20 protein-coding genes are annotated in these 25,210 nt (G+C 65.8%); 5 read left to right on the top strand and 15 right to left on the bottom strand.

Annotated features, from left to right (window positions below; translation table 11 throughout):
- Positions 1-4: 4 nt before the first annotated feature.
- The 8 genes from AC3IR9_RS02680 to AC3IR9_RS02645 all read right to left on the bottom strand — a co-directional run bounded on the left by AC3IR9_RS02680 (position 5) and on the right by AC3IR9_RS02645 (position 7,664).
- Positions 5-586 carry a CatB-related O-acetyltransferase gene (locus AC3IR9_RS02680; protein WP_489293882.1) on the bottom strand — a complete coding sequence of 194 codons (582 nt, stop codon included), beginning with the start codon at positions 584-586 and terminating at the stop codon, positions 5-7.
- Positions 583-1,938, bottom strand: coding sequence for an ABC transporter ATP-binding protein (locus AC3IR9_RS02675; protein WP_489293880.1), 1,356 nt, complete (start codon positions 1,936-1,938; stop codon positions 583-585). The genes AC3IR9_RS02680 and AC3IR9_RS02675 overlap by 4 nt, the downstream gene beginning before the upstream one ends.
- Positions 1,928-2,758 (bottom strand): ABC transporter permease, encoded by an 831-nt coding sequence (locus tag AC3IR9_RS02670; RefSeq protein WP_489293879.1) that lies wholly within the window; start codon positions 2,756-2,758, stop codon positions 1,928-1,930. Before AC3IR9_RS02670 ends, AC3IR9_RS02675 begins: the two co-directional genes overlap by 11 nt.
- On the bottom strand, positions 2,755-3,948 hold the full coding sequence (locus AC3IR9_RS02665; protein ID WP_489293878.1) for a cystathionine gamma-synthase: 1,194 nt from the start codon (positions 3,946-3,948) through the stop codon (positions 2,755-2,757). Before AC3IR9_RS02665 ends, AC3IR9_RS02670 begins: the two co-directional genes overlap by 4 nt.
- Before the next feature lie 150 nt (positions 3,949-4,098).
- A complete protein-coding gene (locus AC3IR9_RS02660; protein WP_489293876.1) occupies positions 4,099-5,469 on the bottom strand; it encodes a pyridoxal-phosphate dependent enzyme in 1,371 nt (456 codons plus the stop codon).
- A gap of 293 nt (positions 5,470-5,762) precedes the next feature.
- Positions 5,763-5,981, bottom strand: a complete 219-nt coding sequence (locus tag AC3IR9_RS02655; RefSeq protein ID WP_489293875.1) for an HP1242/YdcH family protein — start codon at positions 5,979-5,981, stop codon at positions 5,763-5,765.
- A 370-nt stretch (positions 5,982-6,351) separates the two neighbouring features.
- A complete protein-coding gene (locus AC3IR9_RS02650; protein ID WP_489293874.1) occupies positions 6,352-7,263 on the bottom strand; it encodes an OmpA family protein in 912 nt (303 codons plus the stop codon).
- Positions 7,263-7,664 (bottom strand): DUF4398 domain-containing protein, encoded by a 402-nt coding sequence (locus AC3IR9_RS02645; RefSeq protein WP_489293872.1) that lies wholly within the window; start codon positions 7,662-7,664, stop codon positions 7,263-7,265. Before AC3IR9_RS02645 ends, AC3IR9_RS02650 begins: the two co-directional genes overlap by 1 nt.
- 97 nt (positions 7,665-7,761) lie before the next feature.
- Here AC3IR9_RS02645 and AC3IR9_RS02640 point away from each other — a divergent pair, with 97 nt between their 5' ends.
- Positions 7,762-8,895, top strand: coding sequence for a PilT/PilU family type 4a pilus ATPase (locus AC3IR9_RS02640; RefSeq protein ID WP_489293870.1), 1,134 nt, complete (start codon positions 7,762-7,764; stop codon positions 8,893-8,895).
- A gap of 120 nt (positions 8,896-9,015) precedes the next feature.
- On the opposite strand, the gene maiA is transcribed toward AC3IR9_RS02640, so the two are convergent.
- Together maiA and AC3IR9_RS02630 are read right to left on the bottom strand one after the other, a co-directional pair.
- Positions 9,016-9,669: a maleylacetoacetate isomerase gene (gene maiA, locus AC3IR9_RS02635; RefSeq protein WP_489293868.1), complete on the bottom strand. Its 654-nt coding sequence runs from the start codon at positions 9,667-9,669 to the stop codon at positions 9,016-9,018.
- Between the two features lie 20 nt (positions 9,670-9,689).
- A complete protein-coding gene (locus AC3IR9_RS02630; RefSeq protein WP_489293867.1) occupies positions 9,690-10,679 on the bottom strand; it encodes a fumarylacetoacetate hydrolase family protein in 990 nt (329 codons plus the stop codon).
- 409 nt (positions 10,680-11,088) lie between these two features.
- Between AC3IR9_RS02630 and AC3IR9_RS02625 the strand changes: the two genes are divergently transcribed.
- Entirely contained in the window at positions 11,089-12,489 is a 1,401-nt protein-coding gene (locus tag AC3IR9_RS02625) for a DEAD/DEAH box helicase (protein ID WP_489293866.1), read from the top strand.
- Positions 12,490-12,628: 139 nt separating this feature from the next.
- Complete coding sequence (locus tag AC3IR9_RS02620) at positions 12,629-13,849, top strand: ISL3 family transposase (RefSeq protein ID WP_489291085.1); 1,221 nt, start codon at positions 12,629-12,631, stop codon at positions 13,847-13,849.
- Positions 13,850-13,966: 117 nt separating this feature from the next.
- On the opposite strand, the gene AC3IR9_RS02615 is transcribed toward AC3IR9_RS02620, so the two are convergent.
- The 5 genes from AC3IR9_RS02615 to AC3IR9_RS02595 all read right to left on the bottom strand — a co-directional run bounded on the left by AC3IR9_RS02615 (position 13,967) and on the right by AC3IR9_RS02595 (position 23,666).
- Positions 13,967-16,270, bottom strand: a complete 2,304-nt coding sequence (locus AC3IR9_RS02615; RefSeq protein ID WP_489293865.1) for a TonB-dependent hemoglobin/transferrin/lactoferrin family receptor — start codon at positions 16,268-16,270, stop codon at positions 13,967-13,969.
- A gap of 216 nt (positions 16,271-16,486) precedes the next feature.
- Positions 16,487-17,344, bottom strand: coding sequence for an EF-hand domain-containing protein (locus AC3IR9_RS02610; RefSeq protein WP_489293864.1), 858 nt, complete (start codon positions 17,342-17,344; stop codon positions 16,487-16,489).
- Positions 17,345-17,372: 28 nt separating this feature from the next.
- Positions 17,373-18,167: a DUF4198 domain-containing protein gene (locus AC3IR9_RS02605; protein ID WP_489293863.1), complete on the bottom strand. Its 795-nt coding sequence runs from the start codon at positions 18,165-18,167 to the stop codon at positions 17,373-17,375.
- A gap of 162 nt (positions 18,168-18,329) precedes the next feature.
- Complete coding sequence (locus AC3IR9_RS02600; RefSeq protein ID WP_489295671.1) at positions 18,330-20,882, bottom strand: M14 family zinc carboxypeptidase; 2,553 nt, start codon at positions 20,880-20,882, stop codon at positions 18,330-18,332.
- Between the two features lie 138 nt (positions 20,883-21,020).
- Entirely contained in the window at positions 21,021-23,666 is a 2,646-nt protein-coding gene (locus AC3IR9_RS02595) for a TonB-dependent receptor (RefSeq protein WP_489295669.1), read from the bottom strand.
- A 189-nt stretch (positions 23,667-23,855) separates the two neighbouring features.
- On the opposite strand from AC3IR9_RS02595, the gene queD reads away from it, so the two are divergent.
- Both queD and AC3IR9_RS02585 read left to right on the top strand, forming a co-directional pair.
- The gene (gene queD, locus AC3IR9_RS02590; protein ID WP_038690662.1) at positions 23,856-24,209 is read left to right on the top strand and encodes a 6-carboxytetrahydropterin synthase QueD; all 354 of its coding nucleotides are present in this window, start codon (positions 23,856-23,858) and stop codon (positions 24,207-24,209) included.
- Between the two features lie 197 nt (positions 24,210-24,406).
- Positions 24,407-24,763: a phasin family protein gene (locus AC3IR9_RS02585; RefSeq protein ID WP_489293861.1), complete on the top strand. Its 357-nt coding sequence runs from the start codon at positions 24,407-24,409 to the stop codon at positions 24,761-24,763.
- The last annotated feature ends 447 nt before the right edge of the window (positions 24,764-25,210 follow it).

Raw genomic sequence — 25,210 nt, 5'->3', positions numbered from 1 at the left:
TCTATTACGGATGCGACGCCGAAGCGTCCGGATCGGCCAGCGCGGCCGCAATGAAAGCATCGATGTCGCCACTGCACAGCAGCGCCTCGAATCGCTTGATTCTGTCCACGGGCCAGTTCCACCACGCAATCCCAAGCAATTGCGCGATCTGCACCTCACTGAAGCGGGCGCGCACTACCGTGGCGGGATTGCCCGCAGCGATACTGTAGGGGGGAACATCCCTGCTGACCACGGCACCGGCACCAATGCACGCGCCATCACCGACGGTTACCCCGGACAGCACCATTGCACCGTGGCCGATCCACACATCATTGCCGATGCGCGTAGGCCCCTTGCTGTGGGGGTGGCCGTCCTCACCAGCGCCGGGCGAGTTGAATGCGATCCTCAGCGGATGGGTGGTCACCCAGTCCAGACGGTGCTCGCCGCCACCAAAGATCAACACGTCCTCGGCAAAAGAGCAGAAGGCACCCACGTCAACGCGCTCTCCAGCACTCCACAGCTTGAATGCAGCCCCGCCGTAGGTAAACCGCCCAATGCTGATCCGCGGATCGTCCGAAGTAAGTGGCGGAATGAATCCGTGGTTCATTCACCGGCTCCGAGGCGCTTCATTTTGACTTCGTCAAAGGGAATACCCACCAGACCATAGCGCAGCTTTGGCGACACCACCTTGATCAGGACGGCATCGTGCAGCCAGGCGTGCTGGGTGTTGGCAAACGGGTCGCCGTCGGCAATGGAGACGGTCATCGAATAGTCGCCGTTGGGCAGCATGGGCAAGGTGAAACGGAAGCTGGCCTCCAGGCCGGTTTCGGCATCTACCTGCATCGGCGGCTGCACATAGGTGTAGGTATGCTCGCCGAACAGAGACTGGCCCAGGCGATCTTTGACGAAGAACCCAATGAGCGGGCTGGAAAGTGCCGCGTGCGCGGTAGCCCGCACTGTCAGCAGCACGTCTTCGCCGCCGGCGAAGGCGGTCAGCGGTTCCCCTTGCAGGTTGCTCAACACCACCGAGTCGATGCTGGCAATGCCCGACTGCCAGCCTGCGGAATTGGCGACGTTGTCGAACATCTCAAGGCGAGTATCTTCCTCGATCTTTGCCTTGGGCTTGTCGATCGGCCGAGCTTCCCGCAACGCTTGCCGAGACGTGAGCTTCACGGTCTCGCCATAGACTTCCTGCGAGCAATACTCGATGTAGGCGTTGCACGCTTCTTCCGCCGATGCGTGCAGCACCATGTCGCCACGATTCAACCACAGGGCGCTCTGACAGAAATTGAGCACCGATGCAGTATCGTGGCTGACGAACAGCAGCGTGCCGTTCTCGCGGAACTTGCGCAGGAAGCGCATGCATTTCTGCACGAATATCGCGTCACCGACCGCAAGCGCCTCGTCGATGATCAGGATATCGGCGTCTACATGGGCGATGACCGCAAACGCCAGGCGCACGTACATGCCACTGGAATAGGTCTTTACCGGGCGCTCGATGAACTCGCCAATGTCGGCAAACGCAACGATGTCGTCGAAACGCGCATCAATCTGCTCCCGGCCGAGGCCGAGGATGGAGGCGCTGAGGTACACGTTCTCGCGCCCGCTGAATTCGGGGTTGAAGCCAGCGCCAAGTTCGAGGAGAGCCGCTACGCGCCCCTTGACTTCAACCGTACCGGTGGTGGCCTGAAGGGTGCCGCAGATGATCTGCAGCAAGGTGGATTTGCCCGAGCCGTTTCGCCCGATGATGCCGACCGTGTCGCCACGACGGACTTCGAAATCCACGCCCTTGAGTGCCCAGAACTCCTGGAAGTAATTGCGCGGCTCCAACCCGGCTGCTCGACGCAGGCGCGGCAGGACCGCCTGCTTGAGACGCAGGTGAGGTTGTTCGTATATCTGGAAACACTTGGTGACGCCGGTTACCCGGATGGCCACGTCACGCGTAACGTCAGAGCACATCGGCAAACCCCCGGCGCATCTTCTGGAAGGTCATGAAGCCCACCCAGGCCACCAGCAGGGCGCCCAGCGAGTACTTTGCCAACCCGACAAAGTCGGGCGCGTGCCCCCACAGCAGCACTTCCCGTGCCTGTTCGATGATGAAGGTCAACGGGTTGAGGTAGATGTAGGGACGAATGCGTTCCGGCAATGCCTGCAAGGGATACAGGACCGGCGCCATGAACAGCATCGCGGTGGTAAGGATGCCGGTTATCTGGCCGATGTCACGCAGGTACACGCCCAGCGCGGCCAACAACCATGAAACGCCCATCGTGCCAATCACGAGGGGCAGGATAACCAGCGGCAGCCACAACGCGGTGATCGGGATCGAACCGCGCAGGAACAGCTGGGCGATCAGCAGCACGGACAACGAAACCGCAGAGTGGAACAGCGTGGCCCCCATGGCCACCCATGGAAGGGTGTCCAGTGGAAAGATCACGCGTTTGACGTAGCTCGCGCTGTTGAGGATCAGCCCCGGCGCCTTGTTGACACACTCTGCGAACACGCCGTGGACAATGATTCCCACAAACAGAATCACCGCGAAGTCGCCATGGTTGGCTGTTTCAAGTCCCCAGCGCGCCTTGAACACGACGGAGAAAACGAACGTGTAGACCGCCAGCATCAACAGCGGATTGAAGAACGACCATGCCAAACCGAATACCGAACCCCGATAACGGCTGATCACATCGCGTTTGGCCAACTGCCAGATGAGCGTCCGGTTGGACACCAGACTGCGCACGAGCGCTCGCGGCGAGCTGCCGAACTCAGTATGGATACCTGTCATGCCGCTGCGCCGGACAGCGCGCCTTCCAGATCCACCTGCAGATCCCCCAGCTCCTCAACCCCCACGCTCAGCCGCACCAGCGCGTCGCTGATGCCCAACTGGTTACGGCGCTCGACCGGGATGGAGGCATGGGTCATCACCGCCGGATGGTTGACCAGGCTTTCCACGCCACCGAGCGACTCGGCCAGGGTGAACAGCTCGGTCTTCTCGCAGAAGCGCTTGGCCGCCTCGAACCCGCCCTTGAGCACGATCGAGACGATGCCGCCGTAGCCGTTCATCTGGCGCGTGGCCAGTTCGTGCTGCGGGTGGCTGGCAAGGCCGGGGTAGATCACTTTTTCCACTGCCGGGTGGGTGTCCAGCCACTGCGCAAGGGCCAGCGCATTGGCGCAGTGCGCCTTCATGCGCAGCGGCAGGGTCTTCAGGCCGCGCAGGGCCAGGAAGCTGTCGAACGGGCCCTGCACGCCCCCGATGGAGTTCTGCAGGAACGCCATCTGCTCGGCCAGGTCGGCGTTGTCACCGACCACCACCATGCCGCCGACCATGTCCGAGTGCCCGTTGAGGTACTTGGTGGCCGAATGCAGGACCAGGTCGGCGCCCATTTCCAGCGGACGTTGCAGCATCGGCGAGGCGAAGGTGTTGTCCACCACCACGATCAGACCAAAGCGCTTGGCGATGGCGGCCACCGCGGCGATGTCCACGATCTTCAGCATCGGGTTGGTCGGGGTCTCGATCCAGACCATCTTGGTTTCGGCGGTGATCGAGGCCTCGAACGCGGCCAGGTCGGTCAGGTCGACGAAACTGAACTGCAGGTTGGCGGTGCGGCGGCGCACGCGCTCGAACAGGCGGAAGGTACCGCCGTAGATGTCATCCATCGCCACTACGTGGCTACCGGCATCCAGCAGCTCCATCACCGTGGAACTGGCGGCCATGCCCGAGGCGAAGGCGAAACCGCGGCTGCCGCCTTCCAGCGAGGCCACGCAGCGCTCGTAGGCGAAGCGGGTCGGATTGTGGGTCCGCGAGTACTCGAAGCCCTGGTGCTCACCGGGGCTGGACTGGGCATAGGTGGAGGTCGCATAGATCGGCGGCATCACCGCGCCGGTGCTCGGATCGGGCGACTGCCCACCGTGGATGGCCAGGGTAGCCAGGGCAAGCGCACGGTTGCCGTGCCCGGAGGAAGCGTGGTCGGACATGATGTTTCCCAGCAGGAGGAGCCCCGGCAGGGGCCCCCGCAAAAGGAGCGGAAGTCTATCAGCGGCGGCTTAATCAGCCGTTGACGCGGATAAACACAGGTTCACCGCCGCGGCTCACCGCGGCTTGTTCAGGGACGCCGGCCCCGCCGCTTACTGAACGCGGCGGCGCAGGTAGTTCAGCAGGTCGATCCGGGTGATCAGGCCCAGGAAGCTGGTGCCGTCCATGACGATGGCGACCTGGCCGCGGTCGAACACCGGCAGCAGCGCCTCGATCGGCGACTTCACGTCCAGCCGGTCCAGCTTGCTGACCATCGCGGTGGCGACCGGGTCGCGGAAGCGCGCTTCATCGCCATATACATGCAGCAGCACGTCGCTTTCGTCGACGATGCCGACCAGCTGGTCACCGTCCATCACCGGCAACTGCGACACGTCGTACAGCTTCATGCGCTGGTAGGCGGTGGTCAGCAGGTCGTTCGGGCCGATCACGACAGTGTCGCGCTGGCCGTAGGGACGCAGGATCAGGTCGCGCAGGTCACCGGACTGCGGGCGCTCCAGGAAGCCGTTGTCCAGCATCCAGTAGTCGTTGTACATCTTGGACAGGTACTTGTTGCCGGTATCGCAGACCAGCACCAGCACCTTCTTCGGGGTGGTCTGTTCCTTGCAGTACTTCAGCGCCGCCGCCAGCAGGGTGCCGGTAGAGGAGCCACCCAGAATGCCTTCCTTGCCCAGCAGTTCGCGGGCGGTGTGGAAGCTCTCGGCGTCGCTGATCGCGTAGGCCTTCTTGACCCGGCTGAAGTCGGCGATGGAGGGCAGGAAGTCCTCACCGATGCCTTCCACCAGCCAGCTGCCGGACTTGTCGTTGAGCACGCCGTCGTTGATGTATTCGGCCAGGATCGAGCCGACCGGGTCGGCCAGCACCAGCTCGGTGTTGGGCGAATGCACGGCGAAGGCACGCGACAGGCCGGTCATGGTGCCCGAGCTGCCGCAGCCGAAGACCACCGCATCGAGCTCGCCGCCCATCTGTTCGAGGATCTCCGGGCCGGTGCCGAACTCGTGCGCGGCCGGGTTGTCCGGATTGCCGAACTGGTTGATGAAGTACGCGCCAGGCGTCTCCTCGGCCACGCGCTTGGCCATGTCCTGGTAGTACTCGGGATGGCCCTTGGCCACGTCCGAGCGGGTCAGCCGCACTTCGGCACCCATCGCCTTGAGGTTGAAGATCTTCTCGCGACTCATCTTGTCTGGCACCACCAGGATCAGCTTGTAGCCCTTCTGCTGGGCCACCAGCGCCAGGCCGAGGCCGGTGTTGCCGGCGGTGCCTTCCACCAGGGTCGCGCCGGGGGTGAGCTCGCCGCGCTTTTCAGCGGCTTCGATCATCGACAGGCCGATGCGGTCCTTGATCGATCCTCCGGGATTGGCGCTCTCGAGCTTCAGGTAAAGCTCGCAGACGCCGGTGTCCAGGCGCTGGGCCTTGACGATCGGGGTCTGGCCAATGAGGTCGAGTACGGAGGAATGGATTGCCATCGGTTCACGTCGATTCGCGCCGCATCGCGGCCTGACCGATGATTATCCGACGGTTGGCGTAGAAAGTCAGGTTGCGGCGATCAGCGGCCGCTGGCGGCGTTCGGGCGGCGTGCACCGGGCGAACACGGCGCAGAGCGACGCGGACGGCGCCCCTCGACGAGGAGACGGACGCCGCCCGCGGCGTTTGGTGGTCCGTGCCGACCTTGGGCCGGCACTCACAAGCGTTACGTGCCAGCCGGTGGGGCCGGCACTCAAGCGGTAGGTGCCGACCGTGGGTCGGCACGTAAAACGACTCAGTGCAGGGGGGAGGCGAACATGCGTTCCAGCTTCTGCTTGGCCAGCAGCTTCTCACGCTTCATCTGGCCCAGGGTGAGACCGTCTATCGGAAGTACGCCCAGCTCGGCATCCATGCATTTCTTGTTCAACTTCTGGTGCCGTTCGTAGAGCGCCTTGAATTCCGGGTCACGCTTGCGGCGTGCGTCGATATCGCTCTGGGGCTGACCTTCAAACATGATGAACCTCCTATCGCTGTCATGCAGTAACAAGAACGCCCCGGCCTCACGGCACGGGGCGTTGCTTTTGGGTGGAGTTCCTGGCGACAACCGCGACCGAACCCGCACGTGCAACCGGAACTGCCCGGACTGCAGACTGCTGTGGTTCTTGCCCTCGGTTCATCGACCCGGCCCTCCCATTGTCCGGGCCGCAACAGGCAACCCGGACAATCGACCCTACGCCTGCTGCAAACCCGCTTCAAGGGTTTCATTGGAAATCGTCGACGACGCCCAGTCGAGGTTCAGGCTGAACGCGCAGAACAACGAAAATTAAACAAAAACAACCAGTTGCGTCATGCCCTACGGGCATGACCGGCCGCTGGCGCGGTGATCAGGGCGCGATGATCACCTCGGCCGAACGCGCCTTGGTCGCCGCCGCCTTCTTGCCACTGACCTGCAACCGGCTGGCACTGACCCCGGCGGCCACCAGCGCATCACGCAGGGCCTCGGCACGCTGCTGGCCAACCCCGGCCGCGGCGTCGTAGGCCTCGATCCGGACCCGGCCCTTCTTGCCGATGTTCAGGTATTCGGCCAATGCCTTGGCCTGGCCCTTGGCGCCGCCGGACAGGCTGCCCTTGCCAGCGGCGAAGGCATCGCCGTTGAAGGTGAACACCTCGCCGCGGCTGTCGAACTTCGACCCCGGCAGCTTGCTGCCCGAGACCAGTTCGGCCTCTTCCCGGGCCAGCTTGGCCGCACTCTGCTGGGCCGCGCTCAGGCGGGCAGTCTGCTTGCCGGCCACGCTGGTCAGCGCGGTTTCGGCATCCTGGCGGGCCAGCGCCTCGGCTTCGGCGGCCTGGCGCAGGCGCTCGGTTTCCTCGGCCTGGATCTGCGCCTGGGTGCGCAGGCGCTCGGCCTCCTGCCGGGCACGCTGGGCGTCGCGGCGGCTGGCCTCGATCAACAGCTCGCTGCGGGTGCGCTCAAGCTGGTCGACCTCGCGCTGGGCCAGCGCGGCACGCACGCTGGTCTCGGCGATCTCGACCCGACGCTCGGCCAGGTAGCGGGCCTGGTCCAGGTCGCGGCGCTTGGCCTTGGCCAGTTCGGCCACGGCCTGCTGGGCCTGCAGGCGCTCGAAGGCGGCCAGCTGGGAGGCGTCGGGATTGGCCTGGATGGCCATCAGGCGCTGGTTGAGCAGGGCCACGGCCGGGTCTTCGGCCGCCTGCACCAGCAGGGGCAGGCTGAGGCTGGCCAGCAGCAGCAGGCCGGGCAGGCGCAGCGCGGTGACGCGCATCGGTACAGCCTTCATCAGCGATTCTCCCCGGTGGCGAGCTGGCGTTGCAGCTGGCTGACTTCATTGCGGCGCAACTGCAGCTGCGCGGTGGCGGTGGCTTCCTCGCTGCGGGCGCGGGCCAGGTCGGCATCGGCGCTGGCACGTACCGCCAGCGCGGGGGCGTTCTTGCGCTCGCGGCGGTCGCCGGCCGCGCGCTGCGCCTGTTCCAGGCCCTGCCGGGCCACGGCGATCAGGTCCGGCGCGTACTGGTCGGCATCGGCCTGGGTGGCCTTGTCGACCGCCTGGCGGGCCTGCATCAGCTCCAGCGCACCGTCCTGCGCCTGGGCCGCACCGGTGAGCGCAACTGTGCACGCCATCACGCATACGATCATGAGGGTCGGCGGGAAACGTCGAATTTGTGCGAAGCTAGCTTTCATTGGGGGTGCCGTCGCCAGAAGTAGGAGCGCGGCCATTGTCGGAAGCCTGCGGCGTGCTTGCAATGGCACGCGGCCGATTGTTGGGGAAACATTTCGCATGGATATCGGCTATTTCCTGAAGCTGATGACCGAAAAGAACGCTTCGGACATGTTCTTGACCACCGGAGCCCCGGTATACATCAAGATCGAGGGCAAGCTGTACCCGTTGGGGAACACCGGGCTGCCGCCGGGCATGGTCAAGAAAATCGCCTACTCGCTGATGGACGAGGGCCAGGTGCCCGAGTTCGAGCGCGAGCTGGAGCTCAACATGGCCATCGCCCTGGCCGAGGCCGGGCGCTTCCGCGTCAACGTGTTCAAGCAGCGCGGTGAAGTGGGCATGGTGATCCGTGCCATCCGCAGCAAGATCCCCAGCATCGAAGAACTCAACCTGCCGCAGGTGCTCAAGGACGTCATCATGACCCCGCGCGGGCTGGTGCTGGTGGTCGGCTCGACCGGCTCGGGCAAGTCGACCTCGCTGGCCTCGATGATCGACCACCGCAACAGCACCACCACCGGGCACATCCTCACCATCGAGGATCCGATCGAGTACCTGCACAAGCACAAGATGTCCATCGTCAACCAGCGCGAGGTGGGGCTGGATACGCACGCCTTCCACAATGCGCTGAAGAACGCGATGCGCGAAGCGCCGGACGTGATCCTGATCGGCGAGATCCTGGATGCCGAAACGATGGAGGCGGCGATCGCCTTCGCCGAGACCGGGCACTTGTGCCTGGCTACCCTGCATTCCAACAACGCCGACCAGACCATCGAGCGCATCCTCAACTTCTTCCCCGAGAGTGCGCACCGCAACGTGCTGATGAACCTGTCGTTGAACCTGCGCGCGGTAGTGTCCCAGCGCCTGGTGAAGGGACAGGACGGGCGCCGCCTGCCGGCCACCGAGGTGTTGATCAACACCCCGATGATCCGCGACCTGCTGCGCCGCGGCCAGGTGCATGAGATCAAGGCGGCCATGGAAGCCTCGCTGGAAGAAGGCATGGAGAGCTTCGACCAGTGCCTGTTCCGGATGGCCAAGAGCGGCATCATCGATCAGGAGGAAGCGCTGCGCGCGGCCGACTCACGCGATGGCCTGGCGCTGAAGTTCCGGTTGTCCGAAGGGGGCAGCGGCGATCACGATCCGTACGCGGATTTCTCCGCCAACAGCACTCCGCCGGCGATTACCCACGGGTTCTGAGCGCGGGTGACGCCGCATCGACCAACGGTCGATGCCTACCGGTTCCACACGTTGGTAGGCCCCCACCGTTGGTGGGGGCATGCGCCATGCCGCATCGACCAACGGTCGACGCGTCCCGGCTCACCCCGCGTCGAGCTGGTTTTCCGGGCGGGCGGCATCGAACGCCGGCAACGCCAGGCACGCCGCATCGATCCGCACCAGGGTCGGGTACGGCCCCAGGTCCACGTTGAAGCGCCGGGCGTTGTACACCTGCGGCACCAGGCAGCAATCGGCCACGGTCGGGGTATCGCCGTGGCAGAAGCGGCCGGTGTCGACCGATTCGACCAGCAACCGCTCCAGCGCGTCGAACCCGACCTGCATCCAGTGCCGGGTCCAGTCGTCGCGTTCGACCTGCGGCACGTTCCAGGTCCCGCTGAAGAACTGCATCACCCGCAGGTTGTTGAGCGGATGGATGTCGCACGCGACCAGCTGTGCCAGCGCACGCACCCGCGCCCGGCCGGCGGCATCGTCGGGCAGCAGTGCCGGCAGGGGGAACACATCGTCCAGGTATTCCAGGATCGCCATCGACTGGTGCAGCACGCGGTCGTCGTGGCGCAGCGTGGGCACCAGTTCCTGTGGGTTGAGCGCGGCGTAGGTTTCGCTGTGCTGCTGGCCGCCGTCACGCACCAGGTGCACCGGAGTGATCCGGTGCGCCAGGCCTTTCAGGTTGAGCCCGATCCGCACGCGATAGGCCGCACTGGAGCGCCAGTAGCTGAACAGCTCGATGGATTCCATGGACGGCTCCCGGGGGGCGATCAGGGCTTGGCGGCCTGTTCGATACGCTGTTCGATCGCACCGAAGATGCTCTCGCCCGCCGCGTCGAACATCTCGATCCGGACCACGTCGCCGAACGACATGAACGGCGTGCTCGGCTTGCCGTCGCGCAGGGTTTCCACGGTGCGCTGTTCGGCAAAGCACGAGGCGCCCTTGCTGGTGTCCTCGTTGGCGATGGTGCCCGAGCCGACGATCGCGCCGGCGCTGAGCGGACGGGTCTTGGCCGCATGCGCGATGAGCTGGGCAAAGTTGAACTGCATGTCCACGCCGGCTTCCGGGGCGCCGAACCACGCGTCATTGACGTGGGTCACCAGCGGCAGGTGCACCTTGCTGTCCTGCCAGGCATCGCCCAGCTCGTCGGGGGTGACAAACACCGGCGACAGCGCCGAGCGCGGCTTGGACTGCAGGAAACCAAAGCCCTTGGCCAGTTCGCCCGGGATCAGGTTGCGCAGCGAGACATCGTTGACCAGCCCGATCAGCTGGATGTGGCCGGCGGCCTGTTCGGCGCTGACCGCCATCGGCACGTCATCGGTGATGACCACGATTTCGGCTTCCAGGTCGATGCCGTAGTCCTCGCTGACCACCTTGACCGCATCGCGCGGACCATGGAAACCAGCGCTGGTGGCCTGGTACATCAGCGGGTCGGTGTAGAAGCTCTCCGGCACTTCGGCCCCGCGGGCGCGACGTACGCGGGCCACGTGCGGCAGGTAGGCACTGCCATCGACGAACTCATAGGAGCGCGGCAACGGCGCGGCCAGCGCCTGCAGGTCGAGGTCGAACACGCCATCGGCGCTGCCGTCGTTGAGCGACTGGTACAGGGCGTTCAAACGCGGGGCCAGGTGGCTCCAGTCTTCCAGCGCCTGCTGCAGCGTCGCGGCGATACCGGTGGCACGCACGCCGTGGCGCAGATCGCGCGACACCACGATCAGGGTGCCGTCACGGCCGCCTTCCTTCAAAGAACCAAGCTTCATGGGTGGGTATCCGGGATCGCGAAAACAGGTTTCGAGTGTAACCAAATGGCGGGCACGCTCACCAGCTGCACCGCCGCATCGGCCTACCCTAATGCATCGGCGGCCCGAGGCCGGGGTAGCGAACCTGAACAGGGCTATTTGGTACGGACCATGGTTATCCGGTAGACTTCGCCGGTCTGCAACGGCCGTCCGTTTCCCTTCGGGATCGCCGGCGATATGGATCTACTGATCCGTCGCCCGCCCCCACTCCGACGCCATTCGTCATGCATTCCAGTCTGCGCACCGCGCCGGCTGCACCCAATTCTCGCAGCGCGGTTTACGGGAACGCTCCGAGTCAGCCGATCACCTTGATCTGCCTCGCGTCCGGCCATTCGGCCTGGCGTTACTTTGTCTTTGGAGCTTCCACCCGATGTCTTTTGAATCCCTGGGCCTTGCCCCGTTCCTGCTGCGCGCGTTGTCCGAGCAGGGCTATGAAACCCCCACCCCGATCCAGGAGCAGGCGATCCCGCTGGCCCTGGCCGGGCGCGACCTGCTGGCCGGCGCACAGACCGGTACCGGCAAGACCGCTGCCTTCGGCCTGCCGCTGCTGCAGCACCTGGGCACCAACCCGCAGGCCGTCAGCGGCCCGCGCAAGCCGCGCGCACTGATCCTGACCCCGACCCGCGAACTGGCCACCCAGGTGCATGACAGCCTGCGCGGTTACAGCAAGTACCTGCGCATCCCCAGCGCCTGCATCTATGGCGGCGTCGGCATGGGCAACCAGTTCGACGTGCTGCGCCGTGGCGTGGACCTGCTGGTGGCCTGCCCGGGCCGTCTGATCGACCACATCGAGCGTCGCAGCGTGGACCTGTCGGGCATCGAGATCCTGGTGCTGGACGAAGCCGACCGCATGCTGGACATGGGCTTCCTGCCGTCGATCAACAAGATCCTGGCCAAGCTGCCGCGCCAGAACCGCCAGACCCTGCTGTTCTCGGCGACCTTCGAAGAGAGCATCAAGCAGCTGGCACTGGAATTCATGCGCGATCCGGCGCAGATCCAGGTGACCCCGAAGAACACGGTGGCCGAGAACATCACCCACCGCGTGCATCCGGTCGATGGCGCGCGCAAGCGCGAGCTGCTGCTGCACCTGCTGGCCAAGGACAGCCGCGAGCAGACCCTGGTGTTCGGCCGTACCAAGCATGGCTGCGACAAGCTGGCCATGTTCCTGGACAAGTCCGGCATCAAGACCGCCGCGATCCACGGCAACAAGAGCCAAGGCCAGCGCCTGCGTGCACTGGGCGATTTCAAGGCTGGCCGGGTGACCGTGCTGGTGGCTACCGATATCGCCGCGCGCGGTATCGACATCAACGAGCTGCCGAAGGTCATCAACTACGACCTGCCGATGGTGGCCGAGGATTACGTGCACCGCATCGGCCGTACCGGCCGCAACGGTGCCACCGGTGAGGCGATTTCGCTGGTGGCCCAGGATGAGGCCAAGCTGCTGCGCCAGATCGTGCGCCTGCTGGACAAGGACATGGACATCCGCGATGTGCCGGGCTTCGAGCCGCAGACCCCGATCCGCTGGGGCAACAGCGCGCCGGGCAAGGCCGAGCTGCCGGGCGGCGATCGTTCGCCGCGCAAGCACGCGCGTCGTCCGCACGCCGAGGCCCCGCGCCACGCCCATGCCGGTCCGAAGAAGGCCGGTGGCGGCCAGCGTGATGGTGCCGGCCGCGGTGCGCCGCGCGGCGGCCAGCCGCAGGGCCAGCGCCGTGGCGGCGGCAATGCCGGCGGCGGTCGCGGCCAGGGCGGCGGTGGCGGTCGCGCCAGCTGATCGGTTCGCGGCACGGCTGAATTGAAAAGGGCGACGCATCTGCGTCGCCCTTTTTTTGGGTTCATCGCGGATTAGCGTGGAGCTTTTGCCGGCTCCCGTTACCCTTGAAGCCTGAAATCAGGGCCTCAGGGGTCAGGTCATGCTGGATCGGAAGACGATTGAGAGGCTGGGTGGCTGGGAAGGCTACCGGGTGGAGCGGATCGCCTGGCCGGAAGGCGACAGCCGGACCGTCACTATCTACCTCAAACCCACGGCCCGCACGATGCATTGCGAGCACTGCGGGAGCCGATGCCGGCAAGTGCACGAGACGACGGTGCGCCGGGTACGCGATCTGCCCCTGATGGCATTGCGCGTTGCGCTGGTGGTGCCGCGACGGCGCGTCTGGTGCCCCCAGTGCGCTGGGCCGCGCCTGGAGAAGTTGAGCTGGCTTGGCCGCTACCAGCGGGTCACTGACCGGCTGGCCGAAGCGGTCAGCCAGTTGCTGGTATCCAGCAATATCCTGGCCGTGGCACGCTTTTTCCAGTTGGGCTGGCATACGGTCAAGGCACTGGATAAAGCCTTGTTGCGTGAGTCTGTCCAAGCCCCGGACTGGAGCCAGATCCACTACCTGGCGATGGACGAATTTGCGCTGCACAAGGGTCACCGCTATGCAACGGTCGTGGTGGATCCGATCAGTCGCCAGGTACTTTGGCTGGGCAACGGGCGCTCCCGCGATACGGCGCGTGCCTTTTTTGAGCAGCTTCCCCCGGGCGTTTCCGAGCAATTGCGCGCCGTGGCGATCGACATGACGACGGCCTATGAAGTGGAGATCCGGGCCAACTGTCCCAATGCCGAGATCGTCTTCGACTTGTTCCATGTGGTGGCCAAGTACGGTCGCGAAGTGATCGACCGGGTTCGCGTGGACCAGGCCAACAAGCTCCGGCACGACAAGCCTGCGCGCCGTGTCATCAAATCCAGCCGATGGCTGCTACTGCGCAATCGCAGCAACCTGGACCGGCATCAGACGGTGCGGCTGGATGAGCTGCTGGAAGCAAATCAACCGCTCCTCACCACCTATCTGATGCGCGATGAGCTCAAGCGACTGTGGTTTTACCGCCATCCCGGATGGGCCAGGAAGGCTTGGAACCAGTGGCTGGAGCAGGCCCAGCGCAGCGGAATCGCCGCCTTGGCGCTGTTTGCACAACGGCTCAAAGCCTATCTGCATGGGATCGTGTCGCGTTGCCGACACCGCCTCAATACCAGCATCGTCGAAGGCATCAACAACACCATCAAGGTCATCAAACGCCGGGCCTACGGCTATCGGGATCAGGAGTACTTCTTCCTGAAAATCCGTGCAGCGTTCCCCGGTATTCCGCGATGAACCTTTTTTTGTGGCTTGACCCGTCCTGTGTTGTGCGCCCGACCCGATAGAGCCGACCGTTGGTCGGCTGCGCTTCGTTCGGACGTCCCGACAGCCGACCAACGGTCGGCTCTACGCTCAGAAGCTGTAGGCCACGGTCATGCGCGCGTTGCGGCCCGGCTCGCTGTAGCGGCCGATGCCTTCGTCGTTGACGTAGCCGTACAGCGTGGTGGTGCCCTTGTTGACCCCACGCACGCGCTGCCAGAGGTAGTACTGGCGGTCGGTGAGGTTGTAGAGGCCCGCGCTGAGCTTCCACTGCGGGGTGAGGTTCCAGGTGCCGTACAGGTCCAGTACGGTGTAGCCGTCGGCCTTGTCCACGAACGCCGGGGTGGCGCGGGTGCCGGCCGCGTTGGTGGTGTAGGCGTCATCGGCCTTCTTGGCCACTGCGTGGGTGACGCTGGCGGTGAGGTTCCACACCGGCGACGGCGCGTAGCGCACGCCCAGCACGGCGCTGGCCGGCACGATGCTCTCCAGTGGGTCACCGTTGCGCTTTTCGCCTTCGCTGTACGACGCGGCCAGCCGCGAGGACCACGCATCGCTGATCTGCCAGCGCCCTTCCAGCTCCACGCCCTTCACCGTCACCTGGCCGGCGTTGGTTGGCATGGTGTAGATGCGCTCGTACAGGATCGGCCCGGTGGCGGTGGTGCGGAAGCCGCCCGGAATCGACTGGACCAGGCTGCTGTACTCGATGAAATTGTCATAGCGGTCGCGGAATACCAACAGTCCGAGCTGCGTGCGGTCGGTGCTCCAGCGATAACCGAACTCGACATTCAGACTCTTCTCGGCCGACAGGTCCGGGTTGGACACGGTGTCGTTGAACACCAGCGGCTGACCGTTCTGCGCGTTGATCAGGCGCGTGGTGCTGGTCGGTGAGTACATGTCGGCCACGCTGGGGGCGCGGAAGCCGCGACCCACCTGCAGCCACAGCGCGTGGTCGGGCAGGAAGCGGAACTCGGCGCCGGCCTGCCAGCTGGGCGAGGCGAAGGACACATCGCGCACGCTGCCGGTGGGGTCGACGAAGGTCGCATCCAGCGTCGGCGAGTATTCGTAGCGGTCGTAGCGCACGCCGGCGCTCAGGGTCAGGCGTTGATCAAGCAGCTGCACGCTGTCGCGCAGGTACAGGTTCCAGTTCTTCACGTCGGTCTTGGGTACCTGGCGCGGGTCCACGTCCACCGATGCCACCGCACCGGCGGCATTCCAACGGGTATCCACCGCGGTGAAGTCCACGTCGCGCTGCTGCCAGGCCAGGCCATAGACCACGTCGTGGCGTGCACCAACGGTGTTGAATACCTTGCTGAAATCGGCCGCGGCGCGGTCCAGGGTCTGCTCGGTGGCGCGGTTCTCGCTGCGCAGGCACGGCGTGGCGCCGCCCGGGCAGCCGCTACCGGCGATGATGGTGGTGATGCCACGGCTGTCGGTGACCTGGCGATCGAGCTGCGCATCCAGGGTGTCGAACAACGCGTTGTCGGCGCGCCACTGGTAGTTCACCCCGTAGCGGTCGCGGTCATTGCTGTCATGGCCCTGCCGGGTCAGGTAGCCGGGGGCGTACACGCGCGAGAGGTTGTCCACCTCGTTGGTGGCGCGGCCACGCTCATACAGGAAGCCCAGCGTATTGGCCTCATTGAGCTGCAGGTCGAGCTTGCCGAGCAGGTTGTCGCGACGGCTGTCGACCGGGTCCGGGGTGCGCCGGCCGATGCCGATGCGATCCACCGTGGTGTCGTACCAGGATTCGGATTCGTGGCCTTCGCGGCGGGTGTAGACCAGCATCGACTCGGCGATGCCGGTGCGGTTGGCGAAGGTCAGCGTGCCCATGGTTTCGTCGTTGGCGCCGGAATAGCCGACCTTGAAGCCCAGGTGGGTATCGTTGCCACTGGCCTTGAGGTAATCGGCCGGGTCCTTGGTGGTGAACACCACCGCGCCGCCCAGCGCGCCGCTGCCGGCGCTGATCGAGTCGGCGCCCTTGATCACCGCCAGGCTCTTGAGCGTGTCGATGTCCACATCACCGCGGCCGCCGCGGAAGAACTCGTAGGAGCGGGCGGTCTCCACCGACTCACCCAGGCTCAGGCCATCGACGGTGATGGCCACGCGGTCGCTCTCCAGGCCGCGGATGTTGAAGCCGTTGTCGCCAAAGCGGCCCATGTCCACGATGCTGACGCCGGGGATGTAGCGGATCGCCTCTTCCATGCTGTTGGCCATCTCGGCATCGAGATCGGCCGCGCTCAGCACGGTGACGGTCTGGTTGGTCGAGCGGGTTTTCTTGGCACGTTCGGCCTGCACGCGCACGGTATCGAGGGTGCCGGCATCGCTGACCGTATCAGCGTGCGCAGTAGGGGCAAGGCTGGCCGCAACCGCCAGGGCCAGCAGGGTGAGGGACGACTTCATGGATCGGACTCCGCAAGGAAAAGGAAAAGGCGTGGTGCCGCATGGCGGCAGGCCGTTCCTGGCAGCGGCGATCAAGTGATCGTGCAGGGCTGGGGGGCGCTGGACGGCGCGCGGGGCGGCGCGCCGGAATCATCAATGGGGCTGGCGCGCAGGCGCTGCCCGGCCCGTTGCAGGGCCGGACGGTGGAACATGCGCGACCCGGCCGCGCGCCGTGCGCTAGCGGTTGCCGTTGGCCGAATGCGCGCCGGCAACCGGCTCGGGATCGCGCGCGTCAACCACGCCATCGCCGTTGCTGTCGGCACGGTCGAACATGCGCTTTCCCGAGGCCTGGTACTCGGCGAAGGTCATGCGGCCGTCGGTATCCTTGTCCAGCGAGGCAAAGCGCACCTGGGCCTGGCGCTGCGCGTCTGCGCGCACCCGCACGCGCTGCTGCTCCAGCCGGCCCTCAAACTCGGCGGTGTATTCGGCCAGGCTCAGGCTGCCGTTGCCGTCGGTATCGGTGGCGGCGAAGCTGGCCGCGCGCACCGCATCGAACTCGGCGCGGTCGACCACGCCGTCCTTGTTGCGGTCGTACAGCTCGAGCATGCCGTTGGCGGTGTGCGAGGTCGGCATCTTCAGCGGATCGCGCAAGGTGGCCGCCGCGCTTTCGCGGGTGGCGTTCTGCGAGATTTCGTAGCCGGCCCAGGTGCGTTCGCCGGCGGCGTCGTACTCGGCGCGGCTGATCGCGCCATCCTGGTCGCGGTCCAGCGCCTTGAAGCGGGTGCCGGTCTGTTTCAGGTGCCCGGCGCGCGCGGTGGCCAGGCGCACGTCGAAGCGCTGCAGATATTCGTCGGCGTATTCCTGCGCATCCACGTGGCCATCGTGGTTGCGGTCGGTGGTGGCGTAGCGCTGCTGGCGGAAGGCCTCGAACTGGGCCCAGCTGACGCTGTCGGCGCCGTCGGCGGCGAACTGGGCCAGGAAGGCGGCCGCGGTGGGCGAGGTGGCAGCAGGCGCAGGTGCGGCGGTCGACTGCGCATGCGCAGCCGGAGCCAGCACCAGGGCCAGCAGGGCCGCGGTGAGCGTGGCGATCTTCATGGTGGTTCCCCTGGAGAGTGTGGTGGGCTTACGGTTCGAGCACGCGGTAGGTGAGCGTGTAGTTGTTGCCGTACATCGGGGCGGCAGCGCCGGCGGGCGCCGGGCCGCGGTAGCGGATCAGGGCGAGGTAGCTGCCGGCCTGGTCCAGCGCAAGGCTGACCTTGCCGGACCCGTCGGTGGTCAGCACCTGTGGCGCGGATTGCGGAGCGCCGGCGCCCTGCGCGCGGTGGATCTCCACCTTCTGCGCGGCCAGCGGTTTGCCGTCGTACTGCACGCTGAAATCGAAGCGTTCGCCGCGGTACAGATCATCGGGATGGGTGATCGGGACCAGTTCCAGGCCGACGCCATAGGGCTTGAGCGCAGCAGTGCTCGGCGCGCCAGCGGTCAGGTAGACCTCCGAGCGCGACAGGCTCTGGTAGTGGCTGGTCAGCGTGGCGCCCGGAGGAAGCGGTTTGGCCGGGTCGCGGCTGGATTCGGTCTTGCCGTTGTGTTCCCAGCTGCGGAACACCGCGCCCAGGCGGTTGCCGGTGCTGAAGCGATAGGTGCCCTTCTGCCCGGGCAGGGTCTGTTCGACCACGGTGCGGGTCTTGAACTGCTGCACGGTGTCCGGTGCGTGCTGGCGGCCATCGGGGTCGGTGACCACGAACGCACTGTTGTCGAACACCACTTCGGGCACGAAGAAGGTTTCGGCGAAGCTGGCATCCAGGGTAACCACGCTGTCGGGCCGGACCGAGAAACTGGCCGGGGCCAGGTAGGGCGTATGCGCGGCGGCAGGCAGGGCCAATGCGGTCAGCAGCAGGGCGGCGAACGGTCGAAACGACATGGCGGGGCTCGCGGAGGACACCGGGCGTTCCCGGCGGGCGCCATCCTATCCGTGTTGCGAATGATTCGCAATACGATTCTTTCACATGAGGTGTGCTGGAGGTTTCGGAGGACACCGGACCACGCGTAGAGCCGACCGTTGGTCGGCTGCCCTGCCCTCCGCTTACCCGCGCGGCTTGGTCGGGTTCAACTGGTTGCCGAAGAAGATCGCGTTCAACAGCAACCGCTCGGTGCCGTGCCAGTACTTGCGGTGCGCCGGATCATCGGCGAACAGCACCACGTTGCCCTGCCCCTGCGGCGACACCAGCAGCCAGGCCGCACCGGCGACGCGATTGCGGTTGCTCTGGGACAGGTAGCCGTTCACCCGGGGCGTCTCATCGATGCGCACCACGGTGGAAAACGGGTTGCGACTGGGCTTGAAGCTGATGCCGTTTTCCTTGTTGACCGCCAACTGCGTACGCGGCACGCCGAAGGCCAGCGGGTGGCTGGTATCGACGTCGGCGCTGAGGATATTGCCGCTGACCCGCTCGATCGCGGCGATGTCGCGCTGGTCGCCGAACGCGCGGCGGGCGGCATCGGTGTCCTTCTCTTCTTCGCCCAATACTTCGTCGGCCAGCTTCTGTTCGATCGCCCAGCGCGCGGCGCTGCCGTAGGTCACCAGCGAGCCGCCGGCGTTGATCCAGCGCTTGAGCGCGGCCACCGCGCTGGCATCCACGCCGCTGTAGGTACCGCCGGCCAATACGATGGTGGTGTAGCGGTCCAGCGCGACCTTGCCCAGTTGCGCCGGGTCGATCTTGCTGGCCGGCAGCTGGACCTGCTGGTCCAGCACGAACCACGCCGAGCCGATCTCGGTGGCGCTGACGCCCTCGCCCATCACCAATGCGACGGCCGGCTTGCGCAACGATTTGACGCTGTCGCTGCCCAGGTCGATGCCGCTGCGGCTCTGGCCACTGGCCACGGCGTGCACGCGCACGCCACTGGCGCGCGCGGCCTCGTCAACGGCCGCCAGCAATGCGGCACCGCTCAATGGCTGGCCGGCCACCGGAATCACCACGCTGCCGCGTGCGAATGGTTGCTCGCCCCCGGCCGTGCCGGCAGTGAACGGCTGGAACGCAGCGCGGGCCAGCAGACCCTTGGCCTGCAGCGCATACAGTGCACGGCTGGCGTTGTAATCACGCCAGTCCAGCACGTAGGCGTAGCCGGCCTGGCCGCCGACCACGCCCGCGTGTGCGGCGGGCACCGCGGCCACGCGCGTACCGCCGCCGATACGGCTGCGGCTGCCGGCAAACGCCACGCCATAGGCCGGTGCGATGGCGTAGGAGGTGCTGCCGTAGAACACATCGCCCTTGATCGGCGGGGTCTCGGCGAAGATCGAGTGGACCAGGCGGAACTGCGGCTGCGCGGTGGGCACCACGTAGGCACTGCCCGGCTCGAAGCGCTGGCCATCGATAGTCACCGCGCTGGACAGGGCCTCGACGGTGATCTGGTGTTGCAGCAGCAGGTCGAGCAGTTTGCTGGTCAGGCCCGGATCATGCGCGTCGCCAAACACGAAGGCTTTCACCGGCTGCTGGCCGGCCTGCTTCAATGCGGACTGGAAGAAGTCCTTCTGCAATTTGAGCAGGCCATCGCGCTCGGTGACGGCGCCCCGGATGGTGCCCAGGCCGGTAGCCACCTGATTGCGGATGGTGAACGGAAAGGTGAGCAGGCCGTTGACCGATTCCTGCACGCGCCCGCGTGAACTGGCCTGCTCAACGGTCACGCCCACCGCACCATGGAAATCAGGATAGGTGGAGCCGTACACCGGCGAGAAGTTGTCGAAATTTTCCCCGGTGTAGTACAGCGAACCCAGCGCATCCAGCGCCTGCGCGTGGTACTTGGCCAGGGTCTTGTTGAAGTCGTACGACGACGCCGGGATCAGCGGGCTGTGCATGCTCGCCGGCGACGGTTCGAAGTAGTAGGTGCTGTCCTTGCCCATCTCGTGGAAGTCGATCTGGACGTTGGGGTACCAACGGTGGAAGTAAGCGATTTTCGGCCGCGTGTCCTGCTGGGTGAGCGCCAGCCAGTCACGGTTGAGATCGGTGAAGTAATGGTTGGTGCGGCCCTGCGGGAACGGCTCGACGTGTTCCTTGTCGGCCGGATCGGCCGAGGCCGGCGAGGACGCATATGCGTTGTGCCAACTGGCCGCGCGGTCGCGCCCGTCCGGGTTCTGCGCCGGGTCGAACAACACCACCGCCTGCTGCAGCCACTGCGCGGTATCGGCGCTGCGGCTGGCCACCAGGTAGTAGGCGGTGAGCAGCGCCGCTTCGCCACTGGATGTTTCATTGCCGTGCACGCTGTAGCCCAGCCACACCACCACCGGGCTGTTGCCGGCCGCGCTCAGCGGTTGCGCCGGATCGGCCAGGGTGACGTGCTGCTGGCGCAGGGTTTCCAGCTGTTGCTGGTTCTGCGCCGAGGTGACCGTGGCGATCAGCAGCGGGCGCCCTTCGTAGCTGCTGCCGATACGCTCGACCTTGATCTTGTCCGAGTGTTTGGCCAGCACCTCGAAATAGGCCACCAACTGGTCATGCCGGGTATAGCGGCTGCCGATCTCGTAGCCCAGGAACTGCTGCGGCGTGGGAATGGACGGATCGAAATCGCCGCCCTGCGGGAAGAAGTAGGCGCTCTGTGCGAACGCCGGTGCAGCCAGCAACCAAACCGCGCCCAGCAGCCAGCGGATACGACGCGAAACACGATGATGCAAAGACACAGCGATTCCCCAAGGTGACGGGCCGGCAATGCTGCCGGCCCCGTGTTGATGCGCACGCTCCGGTGCAGCCAAGGTCCGGGCCGATGCAGGCAGCACCGGCCCGCCCGATCAGAAGCGGTAGTCGAAACCGACCGTGAAGTAGCGCCCGCGCAGGTCGTACTGGCTGAAGTCATACGGCGCCCGGATGCCCGGGAAGGACGCATCGTAGGGCGGTTCCTCGTCGGCCAGGTTCTGGATCTTGGCGTACACGGTCAGCTTGTCGATGCCGGTGTAGCCCAGGTACAGATCGAACTGGCTGTAGGCATCCACGCGATCCTGCACGGCGGTGGCCGCCGCGCTGGCTTTCTGGTCGTAGCCGCTGGTGTAGTACCAGGTGAGCGCGGTGCGGAAGTCGCCGTAGCTCCAGTCCAAGGTGGTGGTGGCCTTGTTCTTGGGCAGGGTCGCGGCCAGGTTGCTGCCGGCGTAATCCACCAGCGGCCCCCCCACCACGGTGGGGCGGCTGTAGTTGCGCACGTGGGTGAAGGCGCTGCTGAGCGCGAAGTCGCCGGCGCGCTCGGTCGGGAAGCGCTGGCGCAGTTCCACGTCGAAGCCGGAGGTCTTCAGCTCACTGAGGTTCTGGTAACGGTTGTACACCGCCAGCAGCTTGCCGCGCTCATCGCGCAGCACCGCCCCGGGGATGTCGTCGGTGACCAGGGTCTGGGTGTTGTTGGTGCCCACCAGGTTTTCCAGCTCGATGCGGTAGTAGTCCACGCTCAGGCTGGTGTTGGTCCACGGCGACAGCACGAAGCCGGCGTTGAAACTCTTGGTGCGCTCGGGCTTGAGGTCGTTGTTGCCGACGGTGAAGAAGGTCGGGTTCTGCCGCGAACCGGGCACGTCCGGGTCACGCGGGTCGATCACGCTGCCGTAGGCGATGCTGGTGCTGTTGGAGTTCTCCGACAGCGACGGCGCACGGAAGCCCTTGGAGGCGGCGGCACGTACCAGCAGGATGTCCCACGGCTGCCAGCGCAGGCTCAGCTTGGGCGAGAACGCATCGCCGAAATCACTGTAGTGATCGGCGCGCGCGGCAGCCTGCAGCTCCAGCCGTTCGGCCAGCGGTACGTTGACTTCCGCATAGGCGGCGGTGACCTTGCGCTCGCCGTGCACCTCAGCGATGGCCGGGCGGATCTGTAGCCCGGCGTCGATCTGCCACGGGTTGTTGGAGTCCAGCTTTTCGCGGCGCCATTCGGCACCAGCGGCAAAGCCGATCTCACCGGCCCAGGTATGGCCGAGCGCACCGGAGATCTTGGCATCCACGCCCTGCAGCACCGACTCGGCCGGGCGCAGCGTGCTGATGTTGATCGCGTTGAGCACCTCTGGGGCGGTCGCGGCCGGGTTGAGCAGGTTGTAGCTGCCATCGGCCAGCGCGGCGGCCAGCGCGTAGCGGTTGGCGAAGCCGCCGGAGACGGTTTCGCGCTCGCTGCTGCGCGCGCCGAACGCGCCCACTTCCCAGTCCCAGTTCTGCAGGCTGCCACGCAATCCCACCAACCCGCGATAGGCCTGCGAGCGGTTGGTCTTGATGGTGCTGCCGAGATTGAAGAAGGTGTACTCGATCGGGATCGCGCGCCCATACGGGTTGTAGGGACTGCTGGCCGGCAGGTTGGAAGAGACCGGTTCGGCCAGGCCGGTATCGGCGTTGAGCGCGAAACGGCCGCTTTCCAGGGTGAAGAACGGGCTGCTGCCGAACCAGGACACGCCCTTGATGTCGCTGTAGAGCACTTCGCCGAATGCCTCGACGTTGTCGTTCACCCGGAAGGTGCCGTTGACGTAGGCCTGGTAGCGCTTGGTCGAGGGAATCAGGGTGGTGTACGGGGCCTGGTTGAAGCCGCAGGTATTGCCGGCCAGGCCGTCGATCGGCGCGCTGGCCACCAGCGTGGAGCCTTGCGGGCAATTGCCGTTGGCATCGAGCATCGGCACCGAGGTGCCGTTGACCAGGTAGCGTGCGCCCTTGGCCGACCAGCCGTTCCAGCGGCCGCCGGGTTGATCGGTGTAGATCCCTGACTTGGTCAGGTCGCGCTGGTCCTGGTCCAGGCGCTCGCGGTTGTAGCCTTCCAGGCTGACCAGGATGTTGTAGCCGTCGGCGTCCAGGTCACCGATGCCGCCGATGAACTTCAGGTTCTGCTCGTCCAGCCCGCCCTGGTCGGCGGTACCGAGGCTGCCCCCGAGTTCGGCGCCCTGGAAATTCTGCCGGGTGATGATGTTCACCACACCGGCCACTGCGTCCGACCCGTACACCGCCGAGGCGCCGTCCTTGAGCACCTCGATGCGCTCCACGGCCACCAGCGGCAGCGCGTTGAGGTTGACGAAGGTGTCCGACAGGCCACCGGCCGGGAAGCCGTAGTTGGCCAGGCGGCGGCCGTTGAGCAGCACCAGCGTGTTCTTCTGGGACAGGCCGCGCAGGCCGATGCCAGCCGAGCCGGACGCCCAGCCGTTGTTGGTGGTCTCGTTGTTGGCGTTGCCGGTGTTGGCCGAGATCGAGCGCAGCAGGTCGGCGACGGTGGCCTTGCCGGTCTCCTCCAGCTGCTGGCGGTCGATCACCTGCACCGGGTTGGCCGACTCGGTGTCGGTGCGCTTGATGTTGGAGCCGGTGACGCGCACGGCGGCAAGGGTCTTGCTGTCGCCGGCAGCGGCGGCATCGGTGGCGGTATCGGCAAACGCAGGCAAAGGCGTGGCCAGAGCAGCAGACAACGCTGCTACAAGAAGAGTGTGCTTGGGCATGAACTTCAGTGGGGTGGTGGACGACAAGTTCCGCAGTAGTCCATGCCTGGCCATGAACCGGCCAATAACATCTCTTCATACGGATATAAGAGAAACTACCATCTCTTCATCCGGATGGATAGATTTGGTTTCGACTGCATCCATGTCCCGCCCCCCACGCCGCCCTGGGCCGACCGCTACAATGGCGGCATGGAAATCTTCAAAGTCTTTACCCTCGAAGCGGCCCACCGCCTGCCCAACGTGCCGCCGGGCCACAAATGCGCGCGCCTGCACGGGCACTCGTTCCGGGTGGAATTGAAAGTGGAAGGCGAACCGGGCGAACAGACCGGGTGGATCATGGACTTCGGCGATGTCAAAGCGGCCTTCCAGCCGATCTACGACCGCCTGGACCACCACTACCTCAACGACATCCCGGGCCTGGAGAATCCGACCAGCGAGCGCCTGGCGATCTGGATCTGGAACGAACTCAAGCCGGCCCTGCCGCAGCTGAGCGAAGTGACCGTGCACGAAACCTGCACCTCCGGCTGCCGCTACCGCGGCTGACCCGGCGGCGCGCGGGTGCACGGCGCGGTAGAGCCGACCGTTGGTCGGCTGTCGGCCCACCCAACCGCCCGCAAGCCAACGCAACCCATTGATTGGAAACCGGTTTTTCTGAAACCGGACCACAACTGGCAACAACATGTTGCAATGCAATATTTTCGGCGTATGCTGCATTGCATCAACGCTCTCGAGCCGCTCCCATGGCGTCCGCGTTCACCGATTCCTTCAGCGACTACACCCGCCAGCTGGCCGCCACGGCCACGCGCGCCAATCGGCTCGCACTGGAAAATGCCGAAAGCATGTTCGGCGTGCAGTTGAAGACGCTGGAAAAGAACATCACCGCCACCAGCGGGTTCTTCGGTGAAATCGCGCAGTCACAGGAACCGGGCACGCTGCTGCCCAAGGGCGCGCAGCTGGCCCGTGACAACCTCGCCCGTTGGACCCATGCCCACCAGGAAGTGGTCGGCCTGGGGCTGAAAGCCTCCGAGGCGTTCAGCGCGCTGGTCCGGGGTCCGTTCGCGGATGCCCCTGCCAAGCCGGGTGCTGCCAAGCGCTGAGCCACACCCGCATCGAATTTGCGTGGGTCCCTCCCCCCACGCAATCCCAGACCCGACAGAACCCTCCCTCTGTCGGGTCTTTTTTTGGTTCTTCTCCCATCCAAGGGGAGCGTCTTGTTGCGAGGGCTGGCGCAGAGTGAGCACGACACTACGCGGGTGACACCGCGTGGCTCGGCTGGCGTCTCCGATCAGGCCGGCCGCGAACGTGAGGGCCCCATAGCAGCCGGTAGGCCCCTGGCGCAAATATCCCCCGGCCGCGGGCGGCCTCCTCCTTGATTTTGCCCAGGCGCCTACCGGCTGCTACGGGGCTTGGCTTGCGGTAAGCAGGGGGTCGGGCGCTGGGCCCCCATGCCCTTGGAGGCGAAATAAAGGGGGAAGGGGCGGCCGCAGGCCGACGCCGGAGGACATTCGCCGGAAAGGGCATGGGGGCCCAGCGCTCGACCCGCC

This window comes from Stenotrophomonas sp. GL_101 (assembly GCF_057835675.1).
Note: the sequence above shows the minus strand (reverse complement) of the source record. Positions and strands in the feature narration are given on the sequence as shown.